The organism is Microcoleus sp. CAWBG58, assembly GCF_020883045.1.
Taxonomy (GTDB): domain Bacteria; phylum Cyanobacteriota; class Cyanobacteriia; order Cyanobacteriales; family Microcoleaceae; genus Microcoleus.
The window spans coordinates 85,627-105,088 of the sequence record NZ_JAHRFA010000011.1 but is presented as its reverse complement, the minus strand read 5'-3'; the positions used below and the strand labels follow the sequence as shown (position 1 = coordinate 105,088).

Here is a 19,462-nt window from a genome sequence, read left to right as displayed (position 1 = left end):
GATTTAGAACTAGGGCTGCCATCTAAAATCTAAAATCCTGACATAACAATTTTAGATTACTGAGATTATGCTAAAAAACACACTCCGCAGGTGGTGGGATCTGCGTCTACAAATTGCTCTTTTAGGTTTAGCTGTAACAGCCGCTTGGGGAGTTCGACAAACGCAAGGTGCTGCACTATTTGAAGTTTACAATTGGGTGACTCGTCCGTTTCATGCCAACGGCTCTGGACAAGAGCAGCTCATCTCGGCGCGCACTCAAGAATTGCAAGCGCAGGTATTAGAATTAGAAACTCAAAATCAGAAGCTAAAAGAGCTTTTAGGTTACGTGTCTGCTAAGAAACCTAAAGGGATTGTCGCTCCTATTGTCGGCCGCAGTGCTGACCACTGGTGGCAGCAAGTAACTTTGGGGCGCGGCAGTAATGATGGCATCAAAACAGATTTTACTGTGATGGGCCCGGGCGGTTTGGTAGGTCGGGTTGTCAGCGTTACTCCTAATACTAGCTTGGTGCTGTTAGCTAGCGACCCTACAAGTAAATTGGGTGTGGGAATTACCCGCAGTCGCAACATGGGTTTTATGCACGGGAAAGGCGGAAATCAGGCTGTGATGGAGTTTTTTGATAATGTTCCCAATGTCAAGCCTGGGGATGTGGTTTCAACTTCTTCTTTCAGTCAGTTATTTCCTGCTGGTTTGCCGGTGGGAAAAGTGGTTTCGGTGGATCTGAATAAAACTCCGGCTCCGGAAGCTATTGTTGAGTTTTCTGCACCGATGAATTCTCTGGAATGGGGGGTAGTTTACCCCCACGATAAGCAAGCCGAACTCAAGGCTTCGCAGGGTGAATCTTCTGCACCGTCAGGGGGAGCAAAGCAGCAATGAAGCGTTTACCTCGGATGTCTTCGCGATTGCGCCAATTTCTCAACTTCGGCGTTACATTTGTTTCTGTGATGCTCTGCATATTGATATTGCCCACCCGGATGCCGGGAATGGAATTGTTGGGAATTAGTCCGAATTGGCTGTTAATTTGGTTGGTAGCTTGGAGTATTAAGCGGAAGCGTACAGTTTTGGGAGCTGCTAGCATGGGTATTGCTTTGGGGTTTCTTCAAGATGCGATGACTGCTCCTCATCCCACCCATGCTGTCAGTCTAGTTGTTGTCGGTGTCTTAACTGTTGTTTTGCAGAAAAGCTGGTCGATTCCGGCTGATATTGTTGAGAGAGATCCGATTCCGATCGCGTTAATTGTGTTTGGGATGGCGGTGGTGGCGGAAACGGTGATGGGCCTGCAATTTTTCGCTATGGGCGATCGGGCTTTACTGGACATTTGGAGTTATCACCAGCGTGTGGCTTTGTGTTCTGCTATTCTCAGCAGTCTTTGGGCTCCGGTGATTTATTTTCCCCTCAATCGCTTGTGGGAAATGACCAGGAAATTAGAAAAATCTTAGTCATTAGTCATTGGTTATTAGTTATTGGTTATTAGTTATTAGTTATTAGTTATTGGTTATTAGTTATTGGTTATTGGTCAACTAATAACAATTAACCAATAACAGTTAACTAATAACAGTTAACTGTTAACGGCTGTCAGTCTACTATCACTTGTGGTGCTGAACCTAATAAGTGATGAACGGCAATAATCAAGTCGCTAAGAATGAAATTCGGCTGGTGCTTTTGCAGTTGATAGCGGCTGCGAATGCCGCAGGTAACGGCAATTGTAGGTATTCCCAATGCTTGTCCGGCGAGGATATCTGCTTCGGTATCTCCGATCATCCAAGCCGAACTCAGGGATGACTCAAATTCTTCTGCAACTTCAGCCAACAATTCAGTTTTTAAGGCTGTATAGTTGTGATATGCAGCATCCGGCATCTGAGTGCCACGAATGCTGGTAAACAATCTGGCTAAACCGTAATTTTGCAATAGTTGAACGGCTTGATTTCTCGGCCGCAAGGTGACTAAAATCAGCCGCACGCCGCGAGAATGCAAAAGTGCGATCGCCCATTGTACTCCTGGCTGGATCCGATCTAAGTGCAACAAGTCTGGCTGATTGACAATCCGACTCACGCATCCGAGAAAAACGTGAATTTCTTCTCCCGACAAGCCGGAAGTTTTGGCTATTTCAGTATCCGGGACTCGGTTTTGTTTCATTTGCCAAAACTGCTGTTTGCTGAGAATTTGGAGTTTGAGGTTGATTCCCTGGGCCCCGTAGGCTGCTTGAGTGTCCGCTAATCCCTCTTGGTAGGTTGTGTAATAGCGATCGGACACATCGACGATGGGCCCGTCTAAATCGCAAAATACGGTCATCCGGGGGGACGAGTCAGCGTCTGATGGTAGCTTGTACTGAAGGTTTTCGGAGTCCGGTGTGACAGCAGTTAACATAAAAGGTTAAGTAAATCTGGGTAGCGATACATTTATTTACTTTAGCAAGAATTGTATAAGTTAGAATAGAAAGATTAAACTTAGATTATTAAGAAAACCTATTTAAATTCGGGATCCTCTTCGAGGGCTGCGCCAACGGGCGATCGGGCATGGTGCATGGACATTAATCTGTCTGCTGACTAATGACTACTGACTAATGACTTCTTCATTCTTTTTGCATTTGTTGATGATAGCTGGAGACATTAAACTTTAGACTTAAGTTTTTAGCCATTTGTTCTCATATGCTCAAACACAGCGATTTTACGCGGAACGTAGAAACCAATCGGGTTCAGGTACTTTCAGAAGCACTGCCTTACATTCAACAGTTTGCCGGCCGCACGATTGTGGTCAAATACGGCGGTGCAGCGATGAAAGATAGCACTCTCAAGGAAAAGGTAATCCGGGACATTGTGCTGCTATCCTGCGTGGGGATGCGTCCCGTGGTGGTTCACGGTGGAGGCCCGGAAATTAATATTTGGCTGGAAAAGCTGGGCATTGAGCCGCAATTTAAGGATGGTTTGAGGGTGACTGATGCCGCGACGATGGAAGTCGTGGAGATGGTTTTGGTGGGGAAGGTGAATAAGGAAATTGTTTCGTTAATCAACCAAGCTGGCGGGAAAGCGGTAGGCTTGTGTGGCATTGATGGCAATCTGATTCAAGCTCGTCCAGATGGCCGGGAAGGAATTGGGTTTGTTGGTGAAGTCAGCGGCGTGAAAATCCAGATTCTGGAGTCTTTGGTGAACAGCGGATATATTCCGGTGGTGTCGAGCGTGGCTGCGGATGAAAACGGTCAATCTTACAATATTAATGCTGACACGGTGGCTGGAGAGATTGCGGCTGGTTTGGGTGCGGAAAAGTTGATTTTGATGACTGATACTGCTGGAATTTTAGAAGATTATCACCAGCCTGATAGTCTGATTGTGAAGTTAGATATTCAAGAGGCTCGACAGTTAATTGAGTCTGGGATTGTTTCTGGGGGGATGATTCCGAAGGTTAATTGTTGCGTGCGGAGTTTAGCTCAGGGTGTTAAAGCTGCTCATATTATTGATGGTCGCCTGGAACACGCTTTGCTGCAAGAAATCTTCAGCGATTCGGGTATTGGGTCGATGATTGTTGCTTCGGGATACGGTGCAACGAAGTAAAATGTATTGAAGGGCGATCGCACTTTCGGACAAAAAAGGCGATCGTCCTTTGGGATGCGGATGGGAAAAGCGATCGCACTTTCGGACAAAAAGGGCGATCGCCACAAATAGTAAAATCAGCTTAACATTGTCCAAGTGAATATTAGGTTATGTTAAAATGCGATCGACAAGACCGTTTTGACAACATAACGAACAGGAATTAGTTCCATGTCTATGTCCCAACCTGAAAAGTCGCAGTCTTTACAACCGATTCATCCCTCGGATCTTCAAATGCGATCGATCGCCTACAGTTTAGATACTTTAATTCCTGGACTCTACATTTGGCTGGGTGTGCTAAAAATTCGGATTGGGGGCAGCGAACCCGAAGAAAGCTATCCGGGAACAATTCACAGTCCGATTGGCATTGCTTTAGTGCTCCCTGGCTACCGCATATACAGCACTTACCAAGGTAGCTATGACCATACGGATAACTATTTATGGTAAAGCGGAGTTAGGATGATACGAAGAGATGGTCAAATAATTAAACATGATTGATGACGAATTACAACAACAAATTTCTGAAATAGCTAGTAAATTTAAGTTGTTTGAATGTAATACTTGCGCTTTAAGCATCCAAGAGTTTTTAATTCAAAGGGGTATTTATGGAAAAAAAGTCAAAATTTATACTGGCAGTGCCAAGGGAAAATATGGTAATATTTACCATGATGACCTCGAAAAAAATATTGCTACAAATGGACGGCATGAAGCTATTGCAGTTCAAATTAATGGGGAGGAATTAATTTTTGATAATATCCACAATCAAGGAGTTTCTAAACAAGAGTGGTTGGGGAAATTTTATTGTTTGGCGATCGAGCTGGGCGGTCAATTTGAGATTGCGGAAATTGAATTTTAGCTAAAAGGAGATGAAACAATGTTAGATTTGTATGATTTGCTAGAAAAAATAAAGCAAAGATCGTCTTTATACTTGGGGAAGCGATCGCTTAGTCATCTCCATGTTTTCTTGGACGGTTATACCTTTGCCCGCCGTCAACTTGGTATTCCTGTAACAGAACAAGAAACAAAGTTTGAGGAGTTTCAAGAATGGATAGAGAATCGATTTAACCAAGCAGACACTCAATCTTGGAGTCGGATTATTCTTTTTTATTCTGAGGATGAAGCCGATGCTCTCAAGCGCTTTTTTGATTTATTTGAAGAATTCTTGAATAGCGAACAGTTGCTAAAAGATGATGCAACCAATAATTACGCAATGTCTGATGAGTTGAGTGTGGTAGGTGTAAATGGTTGAGTCGGATATTGAGAGGGATGGGAAAGGGCGATCGCACTTTCGGACAATAAGGGCGATCGCCCTTTGGGATTCGACACGGGAAAGGCGATCGCCCTTTTGGTTATTTGGGGGAAAAGGGCGATCGGGCGATCGCCATAAATAGTAAAATCTGCTTAATATTAGAGTGTCAAGTTAAACTACAATTAGCCTGCCGGCATTTTAGCATAAGTTATAATCAAGATCGATGTGTCCGGTTAATCTCCCATGACTACACAATCTGCTTCGCGTTATGTCGCACGTCACCCTGAAATCTTGCAAGGGGAACCAATTATCGCGGGAACGAGAACTTCCGTTCGTGCGATCGTAGAATTGTGGCGCTTGGGTATTACTCCTGAAGAAATCCCGATGCACTTACCTCATCTGAAATTAGCTCAAATTTTTGATGCACTGAGCTTTTATTTGGACAACCAAGAAGAAATAAATACTTATATTGAGCGCAATCGAATTCCCGAAGAATTGATTCATCCTGCTGTGAAAGCTGCCATGAAAAAACCGTGAAACTATTTGCAACTATTCATACATATGAAGATGTTTCTAGGCTCGTAGCGACTTTGCTGCGGGCTAGGGGTTTTGATGTGACGACAACGAGCGAACAGGGAATGTTGAGTCAATTGGATGGCTAACAATTGGCTTATGCTGCATCTGTCGATCGATGTTTGCTGACTCACAACCGCGTGGATTTTAAGCTATTACACCTAGAATATATGACAGAAGGAGGGGAACATTCGGGTATCATTGTTACTCCTCAAAAGAACGCCTATGAGATTGTCCAACGGGTTGCTGTTCTATTAAATACGTTGACGGCTGATGAAGTTGCTAATCAGCTTTTATATGTGTAAAGCGATCGCCCTTTGGGTTATTTCGGGGTAAAACGGCGATCGCTTAGCATTATTCCTCTTGCAGTCGCGATTAAAAGTTGATACCTGACGGGACTGGAATTCCAGGTATAGATGAGGTTGGAGGCAGAGTAGGCTCTAAGGATGAGAGTACAAGCTGTACCCCACTACTGGCAAAGTTAGCTCTTGTCATGCTGGAACCTTGAACATTATTCAATTGAGCCAGTTGTTCACTTGTACTTTTAACAGTAATCACTGCATTACCACCTGTACTTTCAATTGAGATAGCATCAAAATTCAGACCTGCTGGTAGCTGGATTAAATCAATGCCTTTCTCAAAGTCGGTGATGATATCTAAACCCCCGCCTGTTGATAGGGCAAATGTATCTTTTCCGAGTCCGCCAGTGAGTGTATCGTTGTCCCTATCACCTGATAGGAAATCATCTCCAGCATCGCCAAAAAGTTGATCTTTGCCTCTACCACCAAATAAACTATCGTTTCCGTCTCCGCCTCTGATGGTATCGGAATCTTGATCGCCTTTGACTAAATCGTTGCCAATTCCTCCATCAACAAAATCGCTATCTTTGCCACCGCTGAGAGTGTCGTTACCAGCACCGCCTGAAATGCTATCTAGACCCTCGTTTCCTAGAATGAGTTCATTATCAGCAGAACCTATGACTGTATCGTTACCACCGCGAACCCAAACACCGCCAGGAATATTTGTTAGTTCTCCAGGCGATAGGGTAATAGATTCTGAGGTATTATCGCCAAGCAAGCGAATAAGACCATTGTCATTGGTAAATCTTAATGCCATTGTTATTTGTTCTTAACCGTGAATTGGACTGAGTTTTAGTGATGAAATATTGAAGAAAATCGCACATGACAAGGGAGAGAAATTGCACTGGTACAAAAATGGGAGTATCAGCTTGTCCATGCTCGTCCATCATCTTTGAGATCGCCGAACCCACCAGTTCTGTTGACATATTGCAGTTTCTCTATGTTTCCGTCTGACTTAGCGACTATTTTTCCTTCATGCCTCCCATTCCGAAACTGAGCGACATCAGCACTGTCATCATAGGAGTTCGGTATGAGATCATTGGGTAAAGCTAAGTTTTCTTCCAGCTTTAAATAGTTGTTTTCCAAAGCTTTTTGGAAAATCTTGACTGGAGCAGTGTGATATGTTTCCGCAATTTTCCTCGGATCTACACCCTCAGTAAGGTCAACAACAAGAGAATCCTGAGCTCTTGCAGCCCCCTCGTTAGAACCTGCTAAACCTTCTCCTCTTGCACCGTCTTTGCCAACAAGTGCTATGCTTCTTTTCGCAAAATCCCACTCTTTCTTCACCTTTTGAATGCCTGGTGTATTTCCGTCGATGTCATAATCATCTATAGGATTAGCCGGATCTAGTGCAACAAAGTTCTTAAGCTGCCCTAATTTTTGATTATTTCCATTATTATCTTCATTAAAAAGGCGTCCAATCTCAGTGCCAACATAGGAACCTAAACTATGACCAAAAATGCTGAGCTTATCTGGATTAATTCCCAAATTTATGAGTGCATTCACAGCCCATTTAGCTACTGGTGTAATTGATTGAGCAGCCCTGAGTGGCACTGGAAAATCTGGTACGTTTTTACGATCCGTGGAGCTTATTGCGGGAAAGCGCCAATCTAGAGCAAGCACTTGATAATTGGGATATTTCTTAGCAGCGGCTTTTCCTAACGATCTGATAGGGCTTTCCTTACCATCGTCATCTGTATCAGTGCTATCCTTCCAGCCATGAATGACTACAATAGTATCTTTACCAGGTTCAATAGCTAGATTGTCTTTGCGTCCAGTTTCGTCGAAGCGATATAAGTTTACCCCATTGGTATAGTTTTTGTCCTCCTCGCTTAGTAAGACACCCGCCACACTCCTATCTGATGTCTTTACCTGAATATTTCCCGTGAGTTCAGTAATCCGCAGTTTGTAATCAGTTTGTGCTGTCTGGTAGGGAATAACTTTGACATAATAAGTGCCCGGCTGCAACTCACGGCTGATAGCTTCAGGATTTGTAAAAAACCTTCCAGATTCCGCTCTGAAAGTGTTATCACCTTCTTTAAATAGCTCTAGATCTGCGTCCGCTGTTAAGTTATCCAACGCAATGTTAATTCGTCTAGCTTCATTCAGTGAGAATTTGTAGTAGTCAGCAGAATCCTTGCCATAGTCGTAGTTACGACCGATATTTTCACTTTCAATGATGCCACCATTTTTACCATTACTTAGGCTTTTTCCCTGAAGAACTAAAGGTTTGGCTTTTTCTGTCGTTCCATCCGGATCTGGAGAAATATTCGATAAGTTTATAGAACTGATTCTGTAATTGCCTGTCTCACCTGGACTGTAGCTGGTAGCCCGTGCTATATAATTGATATTTGGTTGTACCGTAAAGCTCAACCGAGAGTTTCTGTTGCCACCAGCATCATCATCACCAGTAATAACTCGACCAGTTTTTTCATCTACCAGTTGCAGAAAACTATCAAAGTCATCTGAGTTCAAATCGAGTTGCAATTGTTGACCTGGACTGATATTATCGAAACGGTAGTCGTCAGCGAATCTGCCGTTCCCAGTGGGATTATTACTATCGTTTCTAGTCAGTTCTCCAGCTAGAAGAATGCTTGATCCATCTACTCCCAATATCGATCCCTGCGATCCACCAAAAAGCCGCTGCTCTTCTATCTCAATAACCTTTCCACCTATAGTGGCAATCCCAATATCATCTTTACCCTTCAACCCCTGAAGCTCACCCTGAGTCAACTCCTTACCCTGAACAACCCTCGAAAAAATCGCCCCCTCATCTCCCGGTGAATCCGTAACATTCAACCGCGCATCAACAGAGTGCCCGATTTCTTCCAGCAACACATCCGCGATCGCCCCCGGATTCGCCGCATTCTCAGCCAAAAATTCCTTCGATAAATAAATCGTATCCGTCGCCGCAGCAAAAGCCCCATTCGCCCCACCAATCTCAGCAGACGAGACAATCTTCACCGGCGGAATATCGCTAAAATCTCCCTGAAACCATTCTTCAGCTAAGGCTTTCGCAGCCGCAGCATCCCAGTTTTCCCCAAAAGCCACATTCAGCTTAGCTGCGAAATCTGGCGCGCCCGCAAACTTACTCAAATCCCCATAAACCTCTGACATCGCCTGACCTGTTAGCAAATCGACGGAGCTATCCGGTAAACTGCTGTTGGACTCGGTACTCACTGCACTAGCCATCCGGGTTAGCAAATCGTCAGGCAAGATGATATTGTCATAGGCTTCTGGCGTTAAAGTCGGGAGATTAACTTCCTGACCGACACCCCCCGTTAGGACGCGGTTAGCATCTAGCTGCGGGATAATAGCCTTAGTCGGTTCTAGGCTGGCATTCCAAGGAGCGATCGCACTTTCGTTATTAAATTCAGGCGTGAAAAAATTAGACACGTTATTACCCATTTCCCCGTGTTGAATCGGAACAAGTACAGAGACTTGCCGCGCGTTTGCTTAGACTAAATAAACAAATTGTTCTAAAAGCCGATCGGCCGATCGCCCTAATGCACCCTGAGTCCCGACGAACCGCAACAGTAGCGGTACTTAATCAAGCTCTATTTATCTATCTGGCAAAGTCCACAAGTTTTATGCAAAATATTGGATTTTTGTTACAAAACTTTATCAAGCGCCGTCAGATGTTTCCAAATATTAGCTTTGAGGTTCGTTGTAACGATCGCGCCATCACTGAATCTGAGTATTCCTACTCGGCGTCACATCTCGTCAACAAGCTCAACTCAAGGTAATATGTGTAACATTACACTAGGCAAATAAAAAAGTAAACTAACAAACGCTAGCAATTTCGGTTATCCTGTCGTTAGTCAAATCTCAACACATCCGACAATGGCATCCAAGGAAGACTTATTTGCCGAAGCAGCCCAACACTGGGACTTAGAAAGGCTCTACCAAGCTTTTGCAGAAGCTAAACGGCAAATCTCTCCCCGATCGCGCCGGGGACTCACAGAAACCGAAAAACTCTACCTCCGAGGCTTGCTTTCGGGTTGCAGTCCCGCCGAAATCGCCCGCCAACTGTTTCAGACTTCCAAAAGTGCGGAGGTTTATCTATGTAAAACTTTATACCAATATGTGAAAAAACTCGCCGATGTACCTAACGAACCTGTAGGAAATTGGCGCAATATTTGCGATCGGCTACAGGAAGCCGGATATAAAACTGAGTTTTCTCCTGAATTTAAACTAAATAATTCTGTACCTACAGAAGCATTAATAAAGATAGTTAATATCGGTTGGCTGGAGCAAAGTACAATATCAATGGATATCAACATCCAATTAACATTCCCCTCTACTTCAGAAACTCCAAAAACCGAAGATTTGGATAAAAAAGACTAGATGTGCGATCGCACTTGGCGACTGAAATTATGCGGACTGAAGTCCTCACTACGAACCTGGATCGAAAAGACTAGATGAGCGATCGCACTTGGCGACTGAAATTATGCGGACTGAAGTCCGAAGGATCGAACCTATAGAAAGGGCGATCGCCCATCCACTGAGAGGTAAAAATGTTAATAATGTTGTAGCTGATAGTTTCAGAAGGAAGTTTTTGATAAAATATCAAAATTAAAACTTTTGTACCAGCTACGATTTTACCTGCAAAAATTAAAATATTCAAATCTATGTCTAGATTAAATGTACGGTCAAAAAATCAAGTTATTGGCTTTCTCATTGGTTTATTAATATTTGTCATTTTCATTCCCGGATGTTGGGATCTCACAACTAAAAATTCTCCAACAACTCCGATAGCAAATCCCAAAGTACCTGTCGCTACAGAAGTAAAAAATACCTCAAATGCTAGCTCTTCTTTAGGAATTGGGCTTAGCGGTATTGCTGATTGGTCAACACAATTACCCTTTTTAGATGCTTTCAAATCTTCTAGACAATGGATAACTCAATGCACCAGCGGACAACCGAACTGTAAGGGTGAATGGGATACAGAGGAATATAAGCTTTTAAATCTTGATGAAAACGGGTGGGTGAAATCTCTTCCATCTCCTGAAGATGCTCCTAAATATACTAAGGTAAGTACCCTTTTACTTAGGGAAATTCCCAATCTCTATCCTTCAGGGCAATATATTGTTACCTATGAGGGTGAGGGTGCGATCGAATATAACTTTGATGCCCAAAAAGATGATGCTGCATCTAAACCCGGAAGGGATATCATAAATGTCGATGCCACAAAAGGCGGAGGCATATTTATCACAATTACTGCTACCGATCCGAAGAAAACTGGGAACTATATCCGCAATATTAAAGTAATTCGCTCCCAAGATGAACAGTTGTCTCAAAGCGGTGAAATATTTAATCCGCTGTTTATAGAAAAGATTAAAAATTTTAGAGTATTGCGTTTTATGGACTGGATGGGGACAAACGGTTCTGAACAAAAAGAATGGTCAAACCGACCTAAACCAGAGAGTGTATCCTATGCTTACAGAGGAAATGTTCCCATAGAAATTATGGTGAATTTAGCTAATAAACTCCAAGCCGAACCCTGGGTTAATATGCCGCATCAGGCTACAGATGAATATATGACTAATTTTGCTAAAATGGTAAAAGATAGTTTAGACCCAAAGCTGAAAGTTTATGTAGAGTATTCTAATGAGGTTTGGAATTGGTCATTTCCACAATCGAATTATGCTTTGGAACAAGGTAAAGCTAAGTGGGGAGATAAAGGAGACGCTTTTATGCAATGGCACGGAATGCGTACTGCTCAAATGTGCGATATCTGGAAAGGCGTTTTTGGGGATGAAAAGAATCGAGTTGTCTGCGTGTTGGGGACTCAAAGAGCCTGGAGAGATTTAGAAACTTATTCTTTAGAGTGTTCCTATTGGGTAGCTGAGGGCAATAAACCTTGTTATCAACACGGCATTGATGCCTTAGCTATAGCTGGATATTTCAGTGGAAATTTGGGCGCGAAAGAAAGTGTCAGTAAAGTAGAGTCTTGGTTGAAAGAGCCAGATGGCGGCTTTAGCAAAGCTTTTAAGCAATTAAAAGAGGGTGGGTTGCTGCCGGGATTCAAAGATAGTTTGCCAGATGTTGCTAATGACTTTAAGTATTTCTTAGATGTGGTTAAAAAGAAAAATCTCAAGTTATTTGTTTACGAGGGCGGTCAACATATTGTAGGTATTGAAGGAGTGGAAAATAATGAAAAACTAACTAAGTTTTTTATGGAATTAAATAGGCGTCCGGAAATGTACGAGCTCTACACGCAGTTGCTCAATAGTTGGAAAGAAACTGGAGGCAATCTGTTCGTGCACTTTGTGGATGTAAGCGGATTTAGTAAGTGGGGAAGTTGGGGGGCTTTGGAGTATGTGGAGCAAAAAAGTTCGCCTAAGTATAATGCTTTGATGGATTTTATGAATAAGAATCCTTGCTGGTGGGATGGCTGTGCTGTTGGGGGAGGATGAGGAATTGGGTGCTATCAAGAATCGCCCGATCGCACTTGCTCAAAATCTTCAGCATCCCCCGGCAAACCAGAACCCTCGCTATTCCTCAACCGTGGCGATTCCCCATTGCTCGCGCCCGTACCGTAAACCCCAGAATATCTGTCCTCCAAACCCGAATCCCTCAGCGAAATCGCACTTCTTTGACTCGCCGACAATCGATCGCCCCCTCTGCCCCTCCCCCCAGAAATCGGCGGCTTCCGAGTTAAAGTTTTCCAAGCAGCCTTAATCCCCGTCACCACGCTGCGAGTAGTTACTTGCACGTTTTGCGCCTGCTTTTTCGCGGTACCAAGACTGCGATCGACTTGTTTGACAACCTCCCCCGCACTTTGCACCCCATCGCTGACATCATCCGTCAACTCGCTAATTTCCAACCCCGTCAACCGAATCGCCTCCAAAGTCGGCGGAAACTCGCGCGAAAGCGTATCCGCGAGCTTTTCCACGCTCCGGGCTGCCCTTGCTAGCGCTTGCACCGCAGGTATTAAAGTCACTAAAACAGCAGTTAGGCTAACCGCCACTAGCAAAATCGAAAGTCCTAGCCAAAATATAGGGTCACTCACTTGAATCTCGGATTTGGGGCTGACCTAAGTGTTGCAGTAAATCAATGATTGCGATCGGCTCACAATGATTAAAATACCTTATTTTTGGTTGATCGTGACCTTGTTAGCGGACGGGAGGGCGCGACGGGGGAGTAACTTCGGCTTCACTTTCCGAGAGGGTTTGGCGTTCCCGCTGAGTCGCTTCTAAACCCGCGGCGATCGCCTCCTTGAGTCTAATCAAAGTTTCGTCCCAATTTCGGATTGCAGTTTCAGAAAGTCGATCGGCCTGCAATTGGACGCTAGTCGATAAATCCTCCGCCAACTCCGGCAAAGCATCGGCCGATTTTTTCAAGATCTGCCGCGTCTCCTTGCCCGTTCGCGGTGCCATCAGCAACCCAGTCACGGCCCCGATCGCAGAACCCACCAACAAACCGCCAATAAATAATCCTGAACGTTTAGTTGACATTTTTATAGCTACTCTCAATACAGTTTTAGGATAGCTTACCTCAAAGGTCGTGAAGCGAAGCTATCCCGCAGGGAATCGCGCCGCCGCCAAAGCATCCGTCCCAAACCCAGCAATCCCAAAAGTTGCTGAACCTGTTGCAGTTGCAATTCCAGTTGTTGATAATTCCACCGTAATTGGTGAACACCTTGCTGCCTTTTAGCAAAGAAATCCGGCGATTTGCTGAGGACATTGTTGCTACAGCGCTCGATTGCAGCGATCCGAAATTCAAAACGTGCGATCGTCCGCCTGATTTTCCACACTTTCGCAGCGATATAAAAACAGACCAGAGATATCATTAAATTGATAATTACAACAGCATTCAGCATTTTTTACTTGTTTTCAACTAATAACATATTCCGCTGTTTGTGGCGAAATTCTAGCCCTATGCTGTAGGGACACAGCAGTGTTCATTAGTGTCAAATTAAGTCTGAAGCCTGAGAAATCTCGCTTTTATCTGAGGCCCGATCCCCCTAAATCCCCCTTAGGAAGGGGGACTTTGAGGGAGCATCTCATTTTCGCAAAAAGCATTTTTTTTACAGCACTACAAATGCAAAACTGAGATGCACCCGACTTTGATCGCTTCCTGTCCCCCCTTTCTTAAGGGGGGCTAGGGGGGATCTGGCCCTAATAGTTCGATCGCTTCCTGTCCCCCCCTTCTTAAGGGGGGCTAGGGGGGATCTGGCCTTAATCGTCAGACAGATTTCTATGACTACATTTGAGATTAAATTGACACCAACGAACCTGATTGTATCCCCATCAAGCGGGATAAAATTTCAAGCCTGAGACATAGCAGGCAAACACACCTTAGTACCGCCCAAACCGCAATAACCGTTAGGGTTTTTAGCAAGATACTGCTGGTGATAGCTTTCCGCGTAATAAAACTCAGGAGCATCAATGATTTCAGTCGTAATCTTACCGTAACCAGCGGGTGTCAGAGCTTGCTGGTAAGCATCGCGCGAAGCTTCAGCAAGCTGCATTTGGCTGGCTGAATACGTGTAAATGCCCGATCGATATTGAGTACCGGAATCATTTCCCTGACGCATTCCTTGAGTCGGATTGTGGCTTTCCCAAAAAACTTTTAGCAGCGTTTCGTAACTAATTACTTTCGGATCGAACACAACCAAAACAACTTCATTATGTCCCGTCATCCCGCTGCAAACTTCATTGTAAGTAGGATTCGGAGTAATCCCCGCCGCGTAGCCAACCGCAGTCGAAAAAACACCTTTTTCCTGCCAAAATTTGCGTTCCGCACCCCAAAAACAGCCCAATCCAAACATGGCAGTCTCCATGCCGTTTGGAAACGGAGGTTTGAGGGGATTGCCATTAACAAAGTGAGTTGCCGGTACCGGCATAGACTCTGCCCGTCCCGGCAATGCGTCTTGGGAAGACGGCAGGCTCGACTTTTTGCCAAATCCAAATAGCGCCATAAGTTTGTGAGGAGATCTCTGATAAACGTCTTTACCTTACTTAATAATATCAGATATCCACTGAAAATAGTCGGCCTTTTGAAGATAGACGATAAAAGGCACGAGGCAGAATTGTTTTTCGGAGTTTTTTTGTGATACCGCTCACTATAAATGAATTTTTCAATCACAGTACACAGTGCTATCTGTCACCACAAAATGCCTGAAATATCACCTGTTTTTGAGGCAACAATCACCCGGATATTCTGCAAAACAGGCGATTATTAAAAGTATGGCGTTGTATAATTATTCAATAAAATTTATTGGGAGCTTGTAGAAATGGCAGCTAAACCTTGCAATAAGCCTTTAAAATCTAATCCGTTTATTACTTACCGCGATCCGATTACAGGTAAGTGGATTGTGATCTATCATGATTTCTCGAAATTAGCAGAACAACCACAGCTAGCACTGGCTTGAGATTTTTTCTTGATTTTATCTTAAAATCAAGAATGTTTGGCAACTTGTTGGGTGGCTCAGCTTAGAGGTTTTCGATGATTAAGCAAATCAAATTATATCCCTCAATCATTTTTCATAAAAGTGTTTGTAGCGAGAAATTTAGTTTGGTTGAATTTATGCGGACTGAAGTCCTCACTACGAACGTATTTGATTGTTTTTATTCTAGAGTTGACGCACTCTAATTTTCAGCATTGTTCATCTCTTTTCGCAGTTCTAAATACCGATAGAGATATTCCGAAATTATCCCGTGCAAAAACAAGTCGCGTGCCGCATTAAACGGACTGTTTGGTGCTAGCGGGTGGCGGTTGACAATTACATGATTCCAGTCGTGATTTCCGGTAATCTCGCTGACGTACACTCCGAAGTTTTCATCTAACTGAAGCGACATCACTGCTCGCGCAAATTCGTCGCTAGTCAAACAGAAAGAATAAAATACTTTAAACAATTCGATCGCAGATTCCAGATCCAAAATCCTCAGCCACCTGCGCTTGTCAAAATCTATTTCAACTTCTACAGGTTGAATGCTATCATAATTAATTGCGCGTTTTTTGACAAGCTGCAACCAGTTGGGATTTGTAAGTATTGCCTGGTTGTAGTCCCAGACAAAGTTATACAAAATTAAGTCGTGTTCGAGAAAGGCATTGTCAGCTAAATCGCTAACTGTGCGCGGATAAAGTTTTGACTTTTCAATCTGGGTATCCGGGCCGTTATCAATTAAGAAGTTGATAATGTTGGAGCCGATGCTGATGTGCCGCACAATTAAATAACAAGCTTCTGGCGAGACAAAGTTATTTAGGAAAAATGCAGCCGATTTGTGCATTAAAGTGTAAGCGCGAAATTGAAACGGCAACAAACGCTTTGCTGTCATAATTACCGCCAGCAACAAGTTAGCAATTATTTTGATCGGTACGAGCAAATAATTGCGAGTCCAGTTTTGCAAATCCCTCGTCATGTATGCTTTTGCCACTAAATCGACGGGAATTGACCGATCGCAAAACAGGACATCCCAAACATTCGGATCTCGGCGGTTGTAGGGTTTGGTAGCGTAAGGGACTTTCTGCTCGTCGGGAAGAGTTGTGATATCTTGTTTTTGCAGCTTTTGCATTAGCGGATTTCCTCCAATTGCAATAGATATAAACGAGCAGTGACGCGGGCAGTTTTGACAATGCGACGGGCGATGTCCTCTGTCATCCACTCTGCATTAATCAAATTTTCTAATTTGGCTAAATGCGACTCGTCATTCGCTCCGTGATAAGCTAAAAACGATACTTGTTCGTCTTGCAAACCGAGAGTTTCTTTGATTTCTTTTGCCCACTTTCCCGCCAACCGATTGCCCAATCCTTCGATGATAAACATACTGCCAATTAAATCAACCGGATTTTCCCGCGATGCTTGGTGGAAGATAAAAGCTGACAGTGCTTCGCTGCCAATATTCTTATCATATTCGACAATTTTTGACAACTCGCCTCCGACAGAAACATAATTCCGTTCCAGCATTTGATAGTCGCGGTGTTCGTCTTGGGCGTGGCCGATAAAAGTCGATCGCAAACGGAAGTCAGTCATGTTAGATGCAGCCCGAGCAATCCAGCGCGCTCCCTCGACAACTTGCGGGCGGAGATTGCACAGCAAAGCTTGATAGTCTTCTATTGTAAACTCTCCCCGGTACAATTTGCGGACAATGGGAACAGAACGAATTTCGCGATCGAATCTCAGCCAAATCCAGGCTAACTCCCGCAACAAATAAGCTTGCGGAGAGTAAAATATTTCCGATTTCACACTTTCGAGAGGCGAAGCTTCGGGAAGATCAATGGATTTCAAACTTTGAGAAGTCATAAATTTATTAGTGCTTTCCACAACAGTTAACATGATGTAAGCCGTTGTAAAGCGACCGCTTTCCGGAACAAAACAAAAGATTTTTTGTCCTGGCTGCAACTTGCCAGAATTGAACAATTCCTCTAACATTAAATAAATCGAAGCGCAGCCTGTATTTCCCCGCGAGTACAAGTTGGTAAACCATTTTTCTTCGGGAATCATGCAGCCTGCTTGTTCCAGAAGTTCGACAATTTGTCCCCGGAAAAAGTGAGACGAATAGTGGCACAGCAGCCAGTCAATTTCCTGCGGACAAACTCTCCCATTTTTAATCAAGTTCAGCCAACCTTCAACGCCTAATTTCATTACATTGTCTAGCAAGCGAATATTTTGCCGCAAGTCAAAGGCTCCGGCTGTGGCTGCATCGAGGTAGGATGAATAATCTAACCAGCTTTTGGTTGATGTTTCGCTTGCCAATCCTGAATACATACAAACTGGATAGGCGTTGGCGTGAGAAACGAGTTCAATCCATTCTATTTTTAAACTAATTCCCGTCGAGTTTGGATGGTTTTGCAGCAAAAATGCTCCGGCGCCGTCGGAAAGCATCCAACGCAGAAATTCTGTATCGAAAGGTAGGGTTTTTCCAGCTTGGACTGATGTTTCTGTTTCAAATTTGGTGCTTTTGAACAGGCGCGAGGGAAATTCGGAGGCTACGGCGATTGCTGTTTGTTTTTTGCCGAGTTCGAGTTGAGATGTGGCGTAATTTAAGGCGGTAACTCCCGCGCAGCAAACTCCTTGAGTTGAAACTATTTCTAGGGGAGATAATTCGGAAAGTTCCCCATGTACCGTGCTGGCAAATCCTGGTACTAATAAATCTGGTAAAGTGGTAGCGCAGGCCAATAAGTCGATCGCACTTGGTTCCAGATTTGCCTGGGCGATCGCATCCCGGACAGCAAACGCTGCCATTTGGCTGTTAGAATAGAGTGTCTGCTGCTGTTTGTCGATCGCGTAATAGCGCTGTTTAATCCCGTTGCTGTTGAGAATGCGCTGTCTGACTCTCGAAGGGCGCGAGGCAATTTTGCCCAGATACTCCTCCATCTCATCATTATTAATCGGTTCCCCCGGCAAAAATTTCCCAATCCGATTGATATAAGCGCTGTGCATACCCTAAACCTCTCAAAATGCTAATTTAGTCGAGTTCGTTGTTTGTTAAATCAAGCCTGAAAATATCTAAGATTGATTGTGCTTTGTGAAGCACTGAACCTGCAAGGAGCAACCAGTTGTATTGTAGAGTCAGGGGAAATCAGACAAGTTCAGCAACAGCGGCAACAAGTAACCTGAAGCAGGGTGAAGTTTTTGGGAAAATTAAGCCAAAATATAACTAGAGTTCCTTCCCTGCTTCCCAACTGAAATGGATATTGCAAAACTAGATGCTTGGTATTCTCAATCTCAACGCCGCGCCGCTGTTTCGCTGTTGATGAAACGAGTAGGCGTCACTCGCACTAGGGCTGAATGCTTTGTCAGGCTTTGGATTTACTTATCAGTGAAACAGCTTCAGGAAAGCCAGCCCCGCGTCAAACCGCCGCTGGCGAAACTGGAATTACCAGCAACAGAAGTGCAGTGCACTCACCGGGAAGCAGCAGAACTATTTTACTCGGATTCCGATCGCGGGAGCGATCGCGCCGCCGGAATGATGTTAGATAAACTAGAAGCACTCGGATTGATCGAAAAACACTTTGACGGAAACGCTACAGCAATTCAAATTCAACCCATCCCAGAAATTTTAGATCCCCCGAAGCCCGAAAACTCAGTCAAACTGAAATTAGATGATTTTAACCCTCGGTGCGATGCCATCCCCGTCGCTAATTTACTAGCAAGCTATTATAACTGGATGAACCGCAGCACGAACGCAGTTCCCCAAAAGATTGCTAAAGTTATTCGGCTTTCGGCTGCTCAATATTCAAAAGGAATGCGAGTTTTGCGTCGCTGCGACAATCTCAATCCAGTCGGATTTTACTTACTTTATCCCACCGCTAGCGAATCGGATGTTAATTTTTTTAGCGCTCCCAGCAAAAGCCTGCATTTAAGTTCTGTTTCTGATATCGATCCTTTCAAGATGGCGCTACCAGGAGATCGGAATTGCCAGTCAGTGTTTGTCCGCTGTTGGGTAATCGATCCGAAATATTTAGAAGAATACCGGATTACTTTGATTGAGGATGTACAAAAAATTTTAGTAGAAATCCAAACAGATTTTCCCAATCTTTGCGACTTGTACACGTTAATTATTCACCCCAGTTATGAAAAAATGTCCTATGCTTTGGGGTTTCAAAAGACTAACAGTGACGCTCAGTTATCTCTTTATTGGATGTATTTAGCATTGGATAGATTTTTGGCGCTGGATATCAAGGAAGCGCTAAAAATTTTGTAATTAATATTAAATCCGGGTTCGCATTTATATAGAAAAGCGCGCAA

The 19,462-nt window shown here is 43.9% G+C and carries 24 protein-coding genes; 14 read left to right on the top strand and 10 right to left on the bottom strand.

Annotated elements, in window-relative coordinates; all coding sequences use genetic code 11:
* Positions 1–67: 67 nt before the first annotated feature.
* Both mreC and mreD read left to right on the top strand, forming a co-directional pair.
* Positions 68–874, top strand: coding sequence for a rod shape-determining protein MreC (gene mreC, locus QZ918_RS07240; RefSeq protein ID WP_293153936.1), 807 nt, complete (start codon positions 68–70; stop codon positions 872–874).
* A complete protein-coding gene (mreD, locus tag QZ918_RS07235) occupies positions 871–1,437 on the top strand; it encodes a rod shape-determining protein MreD (protein ID WP_293332874.1) in 567 nt (188 codons plus the stop codon). Before mreC ends, mreD begins: the two co-directional genes overlap by 4 nt.
* A 136-nt stretch (positions 1,438–1,573) precedes the next feature.
* Here the strand turns inward: mreD and QZ918_RS07230 are convergent, their stop codons facing one another.
* Complete coding sequence (locus QZ918_RS07230) at positions 1,574–2,365, bottom strand: HAD family hydrolase (RefSeq protein WP_293153930.1); 792 nt, start codon at positions 2,363–2,365, stop codon at positions 1,574–1,576.
* A 281-nt stretch (positions 2,366–2,646) separates the two neighbouring features.
* On the opposite strand from QZ918_RS07230, the gene argB reads away from it, so the two are divergent.
* From argB to QZ918_RS07190, 8 genes are all read left to right on the top strand, one after another.
* Positions 2,647–3,546 (top strand): acetylglutamate kinase, encoded by a 900-nt coding sequence (argB, locus tag QZ918_RS07225; protein WP_293332872.1) that lies wholly within the window; start codon positions 2,647–2,649, stop codon positions 3,544–3,546.
* 207 nt (positions 3,547–3,753) lie between these two features.
* Positions 3,754–4,029, top strand: coding sequence for a hypothetical protein (locus tag QZ918_RS07220; RefSeq protein WP_293332869.1), 276 nt, complete (start codon positions 3,754–3,756; stop codon positions 4,027–4,029).
* A 43-nt stretch (positions 4,030–4,072) separates the two neighbouring features.
* Positions 4,073–4,438, top strand: a complete 366-nt coding sequence (locus tag QZ918_RS07215) for a papain fold toxin domain-containing protein (RefSeq protein WP_293332866.1) — start codon at positions 4,073–4,075, stop codon at positions 4,436–4,438.
* A gap of 18 nt (positions 4,439–4,456) precedes the next feature.
* Entirely contained in the window at positions 4,457–4,831 is a 375-nt protein-coding gene (locus QZ918_RS07210) for a hypothetical protein (protein WP_293332863.1), read from the top strand.
* Positions 4,824–4,973 (top strand): hypothetical protein, encoded by a 150-nt coding sequence (locus QZ918_RS07205; protein WP_293332860.1) that lies wholly within the window; start codon positions 4,824–4,826, stop codon positions 4,971–4,973. The genes QZ918_RS07210 and QZ918_RS07205 overlap by 8 nt, the downstream gene beginning before the upstream one ends.
* A gap of 101 nt (positions 4,974–5,074) precedes the next feature.
* Complete coding sequence (locus QZ918_RS07200; protein ID WP_096828231.1) at positions 5,075–5,368, top strand: DUF433 domain-containing protein; 294 nt, start codon at positions 5,075–5,077, stop codon at positions 5,366–5,368.
* Entirely contained in the window at positions 5,365–5,493 is a 129-nt protein-coding gene (locus QZ918_RS07195) for a hypothetical protein (protein WP_293332857.1), read from the top strand. The genes QZ918_RS07200 and QZ918_RS07195 overlap by 4 nt, the downstream gene beginning before the upstream one ends.
* 3 nt (positions 5,494–5,496) lie before the next feature.
* Positions 5,497–5,709, top strand: coding sequence for a DUF5615 family PIN-like protein (locus QZ918_RS07190; RefSeq protein ID WP_293332854.1), 213 nt, complete (start codon positions 5,497–5,499; stop codon positions 5,707–5,709).
* A 70-nt stretch (positions 5,710–5,779) separates the two neighbouring features.
* Here QZ918_RS07190 and QZ918_RS07185 read toward each other — a convergent pair whose 3' ends face one another.
* On the bottom strand, positions 5,780–6,520 hold the full coding sequence (locus QZ918_RS07185) for a calcium-binding protein (protein WP_293332851.1): 741 nt from the start codon (positions 6,518–6,520) through the stop codon (positions 5,780–5,782).
* A 107-nt stretch (positions 6,521–6,627) separates the two neighbouring features.
* Positions 6,628–9,171 (bottom strand): pre-peptidase C-terminal domain-containing protein, encoded by a 2,544-nt coding sequence (locus QZ918_RS07180; protein ID WP_293332848.1) that lies wholly within the window; start codon positions 9,169–9,171, stop codon positions 6,628–6,630.
* Between the two features lie 435 nt (positions 9,172–9,606).
* On the opposite strand from QZ918_RS07180, the gene QZ918_RS07175 reads away from it, so the two are divergent.
* Complete coding sequence (locus QZ918_RS07175) at positions 9,607–10,110, top strand: helix-turn-helix transcriptional regulator (RefSeq protein WP_293332845.1); 504 nt, start codon at positions 9,607–9,609, stop codon at positions 10,108–10,110.
* Positions 10,111–10,180: 70 nt separating this feature from the next.
* Here the strand turns inward: QZ918_RS07175 and QZ918_RS07170 are convergent, their stop codons facing one another.
* Positions 10,181–10,390 carry a hypothetical protein gene (locus QZ918_RS07170; protein ID WP_293332842.1) on the bottom strand — a complete coding sequence of 70 codons (210 nt, stop codon included), beginning with the start codon at positions 10,388–10,390 and terminating at the stop codon, positions 10,181–10,183.
* A gap of 4 nt (positions 10,391–10,394) precedes the next feature.
* Between QZ918_RS07170 and QZ918_RS07165 the strand changes: the two genes are divergently transcribed.
* Complete coding sequence (locus QZ918_RS07165; protein WP_293332839.1) at positions 10,395–12,182, top strand: cellulose-binding protein; 1,788 nt, start codon at positions 10,395–10,397, stop codon at positions 12,180–12,182.
* A gap of 14 nt (positions 12,183–12,196) precedes the next feature.
* Here QZ918_RS07165 and QZ918_RS07160 read toward each other — a convergent pair whose 3' ends face one another.
* From QZ918_RS07160 to msrA, 4 genes are all read right to left on the bottom strand, one after another.
* Complete coding sequence (locus QZ918_RS07160; RefSeq protein ID WP_293332836.1) at positions 12,197–12,778, bottom strand: DUF948 domain-containing protein; 582 nt, start codon at positions 12,776–12,778, stop codon at positions 12,197–12,199.
* Between the two features lie 103 nt (positions 12,779–12,881).
* Positions 12,882–13,223 carry a YtxH domain-containing protein gene (locus tag QZ918_RS07155; protein ID WP_293332833.1) on the bottom strand — a complete coding sequence of 114 codons (342 nt, stop codon included), beginning with the start codon at positions 13,221–13,223 and terminating at the stop codon, positions 12,882–12,884.
* Between the two features lie 35 nt (positions 13,224–13,258).
* A complete protein-coding gene (locus tag QZ918_RS07150) occupies positions 13,259–13,588 on the bottom strand; it encodes a hypothetical protein (protein ID WP_293332830.1) in 330 nt (109 codons plus the stop codon).
* A gap of 447 nt (positions 13,589–14,035) precedes the next feature.
* Positions 14,036–14,689: a peptide-methionine (S)-S-oxide reductase MsrA gene (gene msrA / locus QZ918_RS07145; protein WP_293332827.1), complete on the bottom strand. Its 654-nt coding sequence runs from the start codon at positions 14,687–14,689 to the stop codon at positions 14,036–14,038.
* Positions 14,690–15,004: 315 nt separating this feature from the next.
* On the opposite strand from msrA, the gene QZ918_RS07140 reads away from it, so the two are divergent.
* On the top strand, positions 15,005–15,142 hold the full coding sequence (locus QZ918_RS07140) for a hypothetical protein (RefSeq protein ID WP_293153881.1): 138 nt from the start codon (positions 15,005–15,007) through the stop codon (positions 15,140–15,142).
* Positions 15,143–15,359: 217 nt separating this feature from the next.
* On the opposite strand, the gene QZ918_RS07135 is transcribed toward QZ918_RS07140, so the two are convergent.
* Complete coding sequence (locus QZ918_RS07135) at positions 15,360–16,286, bottom strand: DUF6999 family protein (RefSeq protein ID WP_293332824.1); 927 nt, start codon at positions 16,284–16,286, stop codon at positions 15,360–15,362.
* Positions 16,286–18,154 (bottom strand): 3-oxoacyl-[acyl-carrier-protein] synthase III C-terminal domain-containing protein, encoded by a 1,869-nt coding sequence (locus QZ918_RS07130; RefSeq protein WP_293332821.1) that lies wholly within the window; start codon positions 18,152–18,154, stop codon positions 16,286–16,288. Before QZ918_RS07130 ends, QZ918_RS07135 begins: the two co-directional genes overlap by 1 nt.
* Positions 18,155–18,401: 247 nt before the next feature.
* On the opposite strand from QZ918_RS07130, the gene QZ918_RS07125 reads away from it, so the two are divergent.
* Positions 18,402–19,418, top strand: coding sequence for a hypothetical protein (locus QZ918_RS07125; protein WP_293332818.1), 1,017 nt, complete (start codon positions 18,402–18,404; stop codon positions 19,416–19,418).
* Positions 19,419–19,462: the final 44 nt, after the last annotated feature.

What these genes read in the sequence shown, in the direction of transcription:
- mreC (WP_293153936.1), top strand. Translation starts at nt 68, where the DNA reads ATGCTAAAAAACACACTCCGCAGGTGGTGGGATCTGCGTCTACAAATT.
- mreD (WP_293332874.1), top strand. Translation starts at nt 871, where the DNA reads ATGAAGCGTTTACCTCGGATGTCTTCGCGATTGCGCCAATTTCTCAAC.
- QZ918_RS07230 (WP_293153930.1), bottom strand. Translation starts at nt 2,365, where the DNA reads ATGTTAACTGCTGTCACACCGGACTCCGAAAACCTTCAGTACAAGCTA.
- argB (WP_293332872.1), top strand. Translation starts at nt 2,647, where the DNA reads ATGCTCAAACACAGCGATTTTACGCGGAACGTAGAAACCAATCGGGTT.
- QZ918_RS07220 (WP_293332869.1), top strand. Translation starts at nt 3,754, where the DNA reads ATGTCTATGTCCCAACCTGAAAAGTCGCAGTCTTTACAACCGATTCAT.
- QZ918_RS07215 (WP_293332866.1), top strand. Translation starts at nt 4,073, where the DNA reads ATGATTGATGACGAATTACAACAACAAATTTCTGAAATAGCTAGTAAA.
- QZ918_RS07210 (WP_293332863.1), top strand. Translation starts at nt 4,457, where the DNA reads ATGTTAGATTTGTATGATTTGCTAGAAAAAATAAAGCAAAGATCGTCT.
- QZ918_RS07205 (WP_293332860.1), top strand. Translation starts at nt 4,824, where the DNA reads ATGGTTGAGTCGGATATTGAGAGGGATGGGAAAGGGCGATCGCACTTT.
- QZ918_RS07200 (WP_096828231.1), top strand. Translation starts at nt 5,075, where the DNA reads ATGACTACACAATCTGCTTCGCGTTATGTCGCACGTCACCCTGAAATC.
- QZ918_RS07185 (WP_293332851.1), bottom strand. Translation starts at nt 6,520, where the DNA reads ATGGCATTAAGATTTACCAATGACAATGGTCTTATTCGCTTGCTTGGC.
- QZ918_RS07180 (WP_293332848.1), bottom strand. Translation starts at nt 9,171, where the DNA reads ATGGGTAATAACGTGTCTAATTTTTTCACGCCTGAATTTAATAACGAA.
- QZ918_RS07175 (WP_293332845.1), top strand. Translation starts at nt 9,607, where the DNA reads ATGGCATCCAAGGAAGACTTATTTGCCGAAGCAGCCCAACACTGGGAC.
- QZ918_RS07165 (WP_293332839.1), top strand. Translation starts at nt 10,395, where the DNA reads ATGTCTAGATTAAATGTACGGTCAAAAAATCAAGTTATTGGCTTTCTC.
- QZ918_RS07155 (WP_293332833.1), bottom strand. Translation starts at nt 13,223, where the DNA reads ATGTCAACTAAACGTTCAGGATTATTTATTGGCGGTTTGTTGGTGGGT.
- QZ918_RS07150 (WP_293332830.1), bottom strand. Translation starts at nt 13,588, where the DNA reads ATGCTGAATGCTGTTGTAATTATCAATTTAATGATATCTCTGGTCTGT.
- msrA (WP_293332827.1), bottom strand. Translation starts at nt 14,689, where the DNA reads ATGGCGCTATTTGGATTTGGCAAAAAGTCGAGCCTGCCGTCTTCCCAA.
- QZ918_RS07140 (WP_293153881.1), top strand. Translation starts at nt 15,005, where the DNA reads ATGGCAGCTAAACCTTGCAATAAGCCTTTAAAATCTAATCCGTTTATT.
- QZ918_RS07135 (WP_293332824.1), bottom strand. Translation starts at nt 16,286, where the DNA reads ATGCAAAAGCTGCAAAAACAAGATATCACAACTCTTCCCGACGAGCAG.
- QZ918_RS07130 (WP_293332821.1), bottom strand. Translation starts at nt 18,154, where the DNA reads ATGCACAGCGCTTATATCAATCGGATTGGGAAATTTTTGCCGGGGGAA.
- QZ918_RS07125 (WP_293332818.1), top strand. Translation starts at nt 18,402, where the DNA reads ATGGATATTGCAAAACTAGATGCTTGGTATTCTCAATCTCAACGCCGC.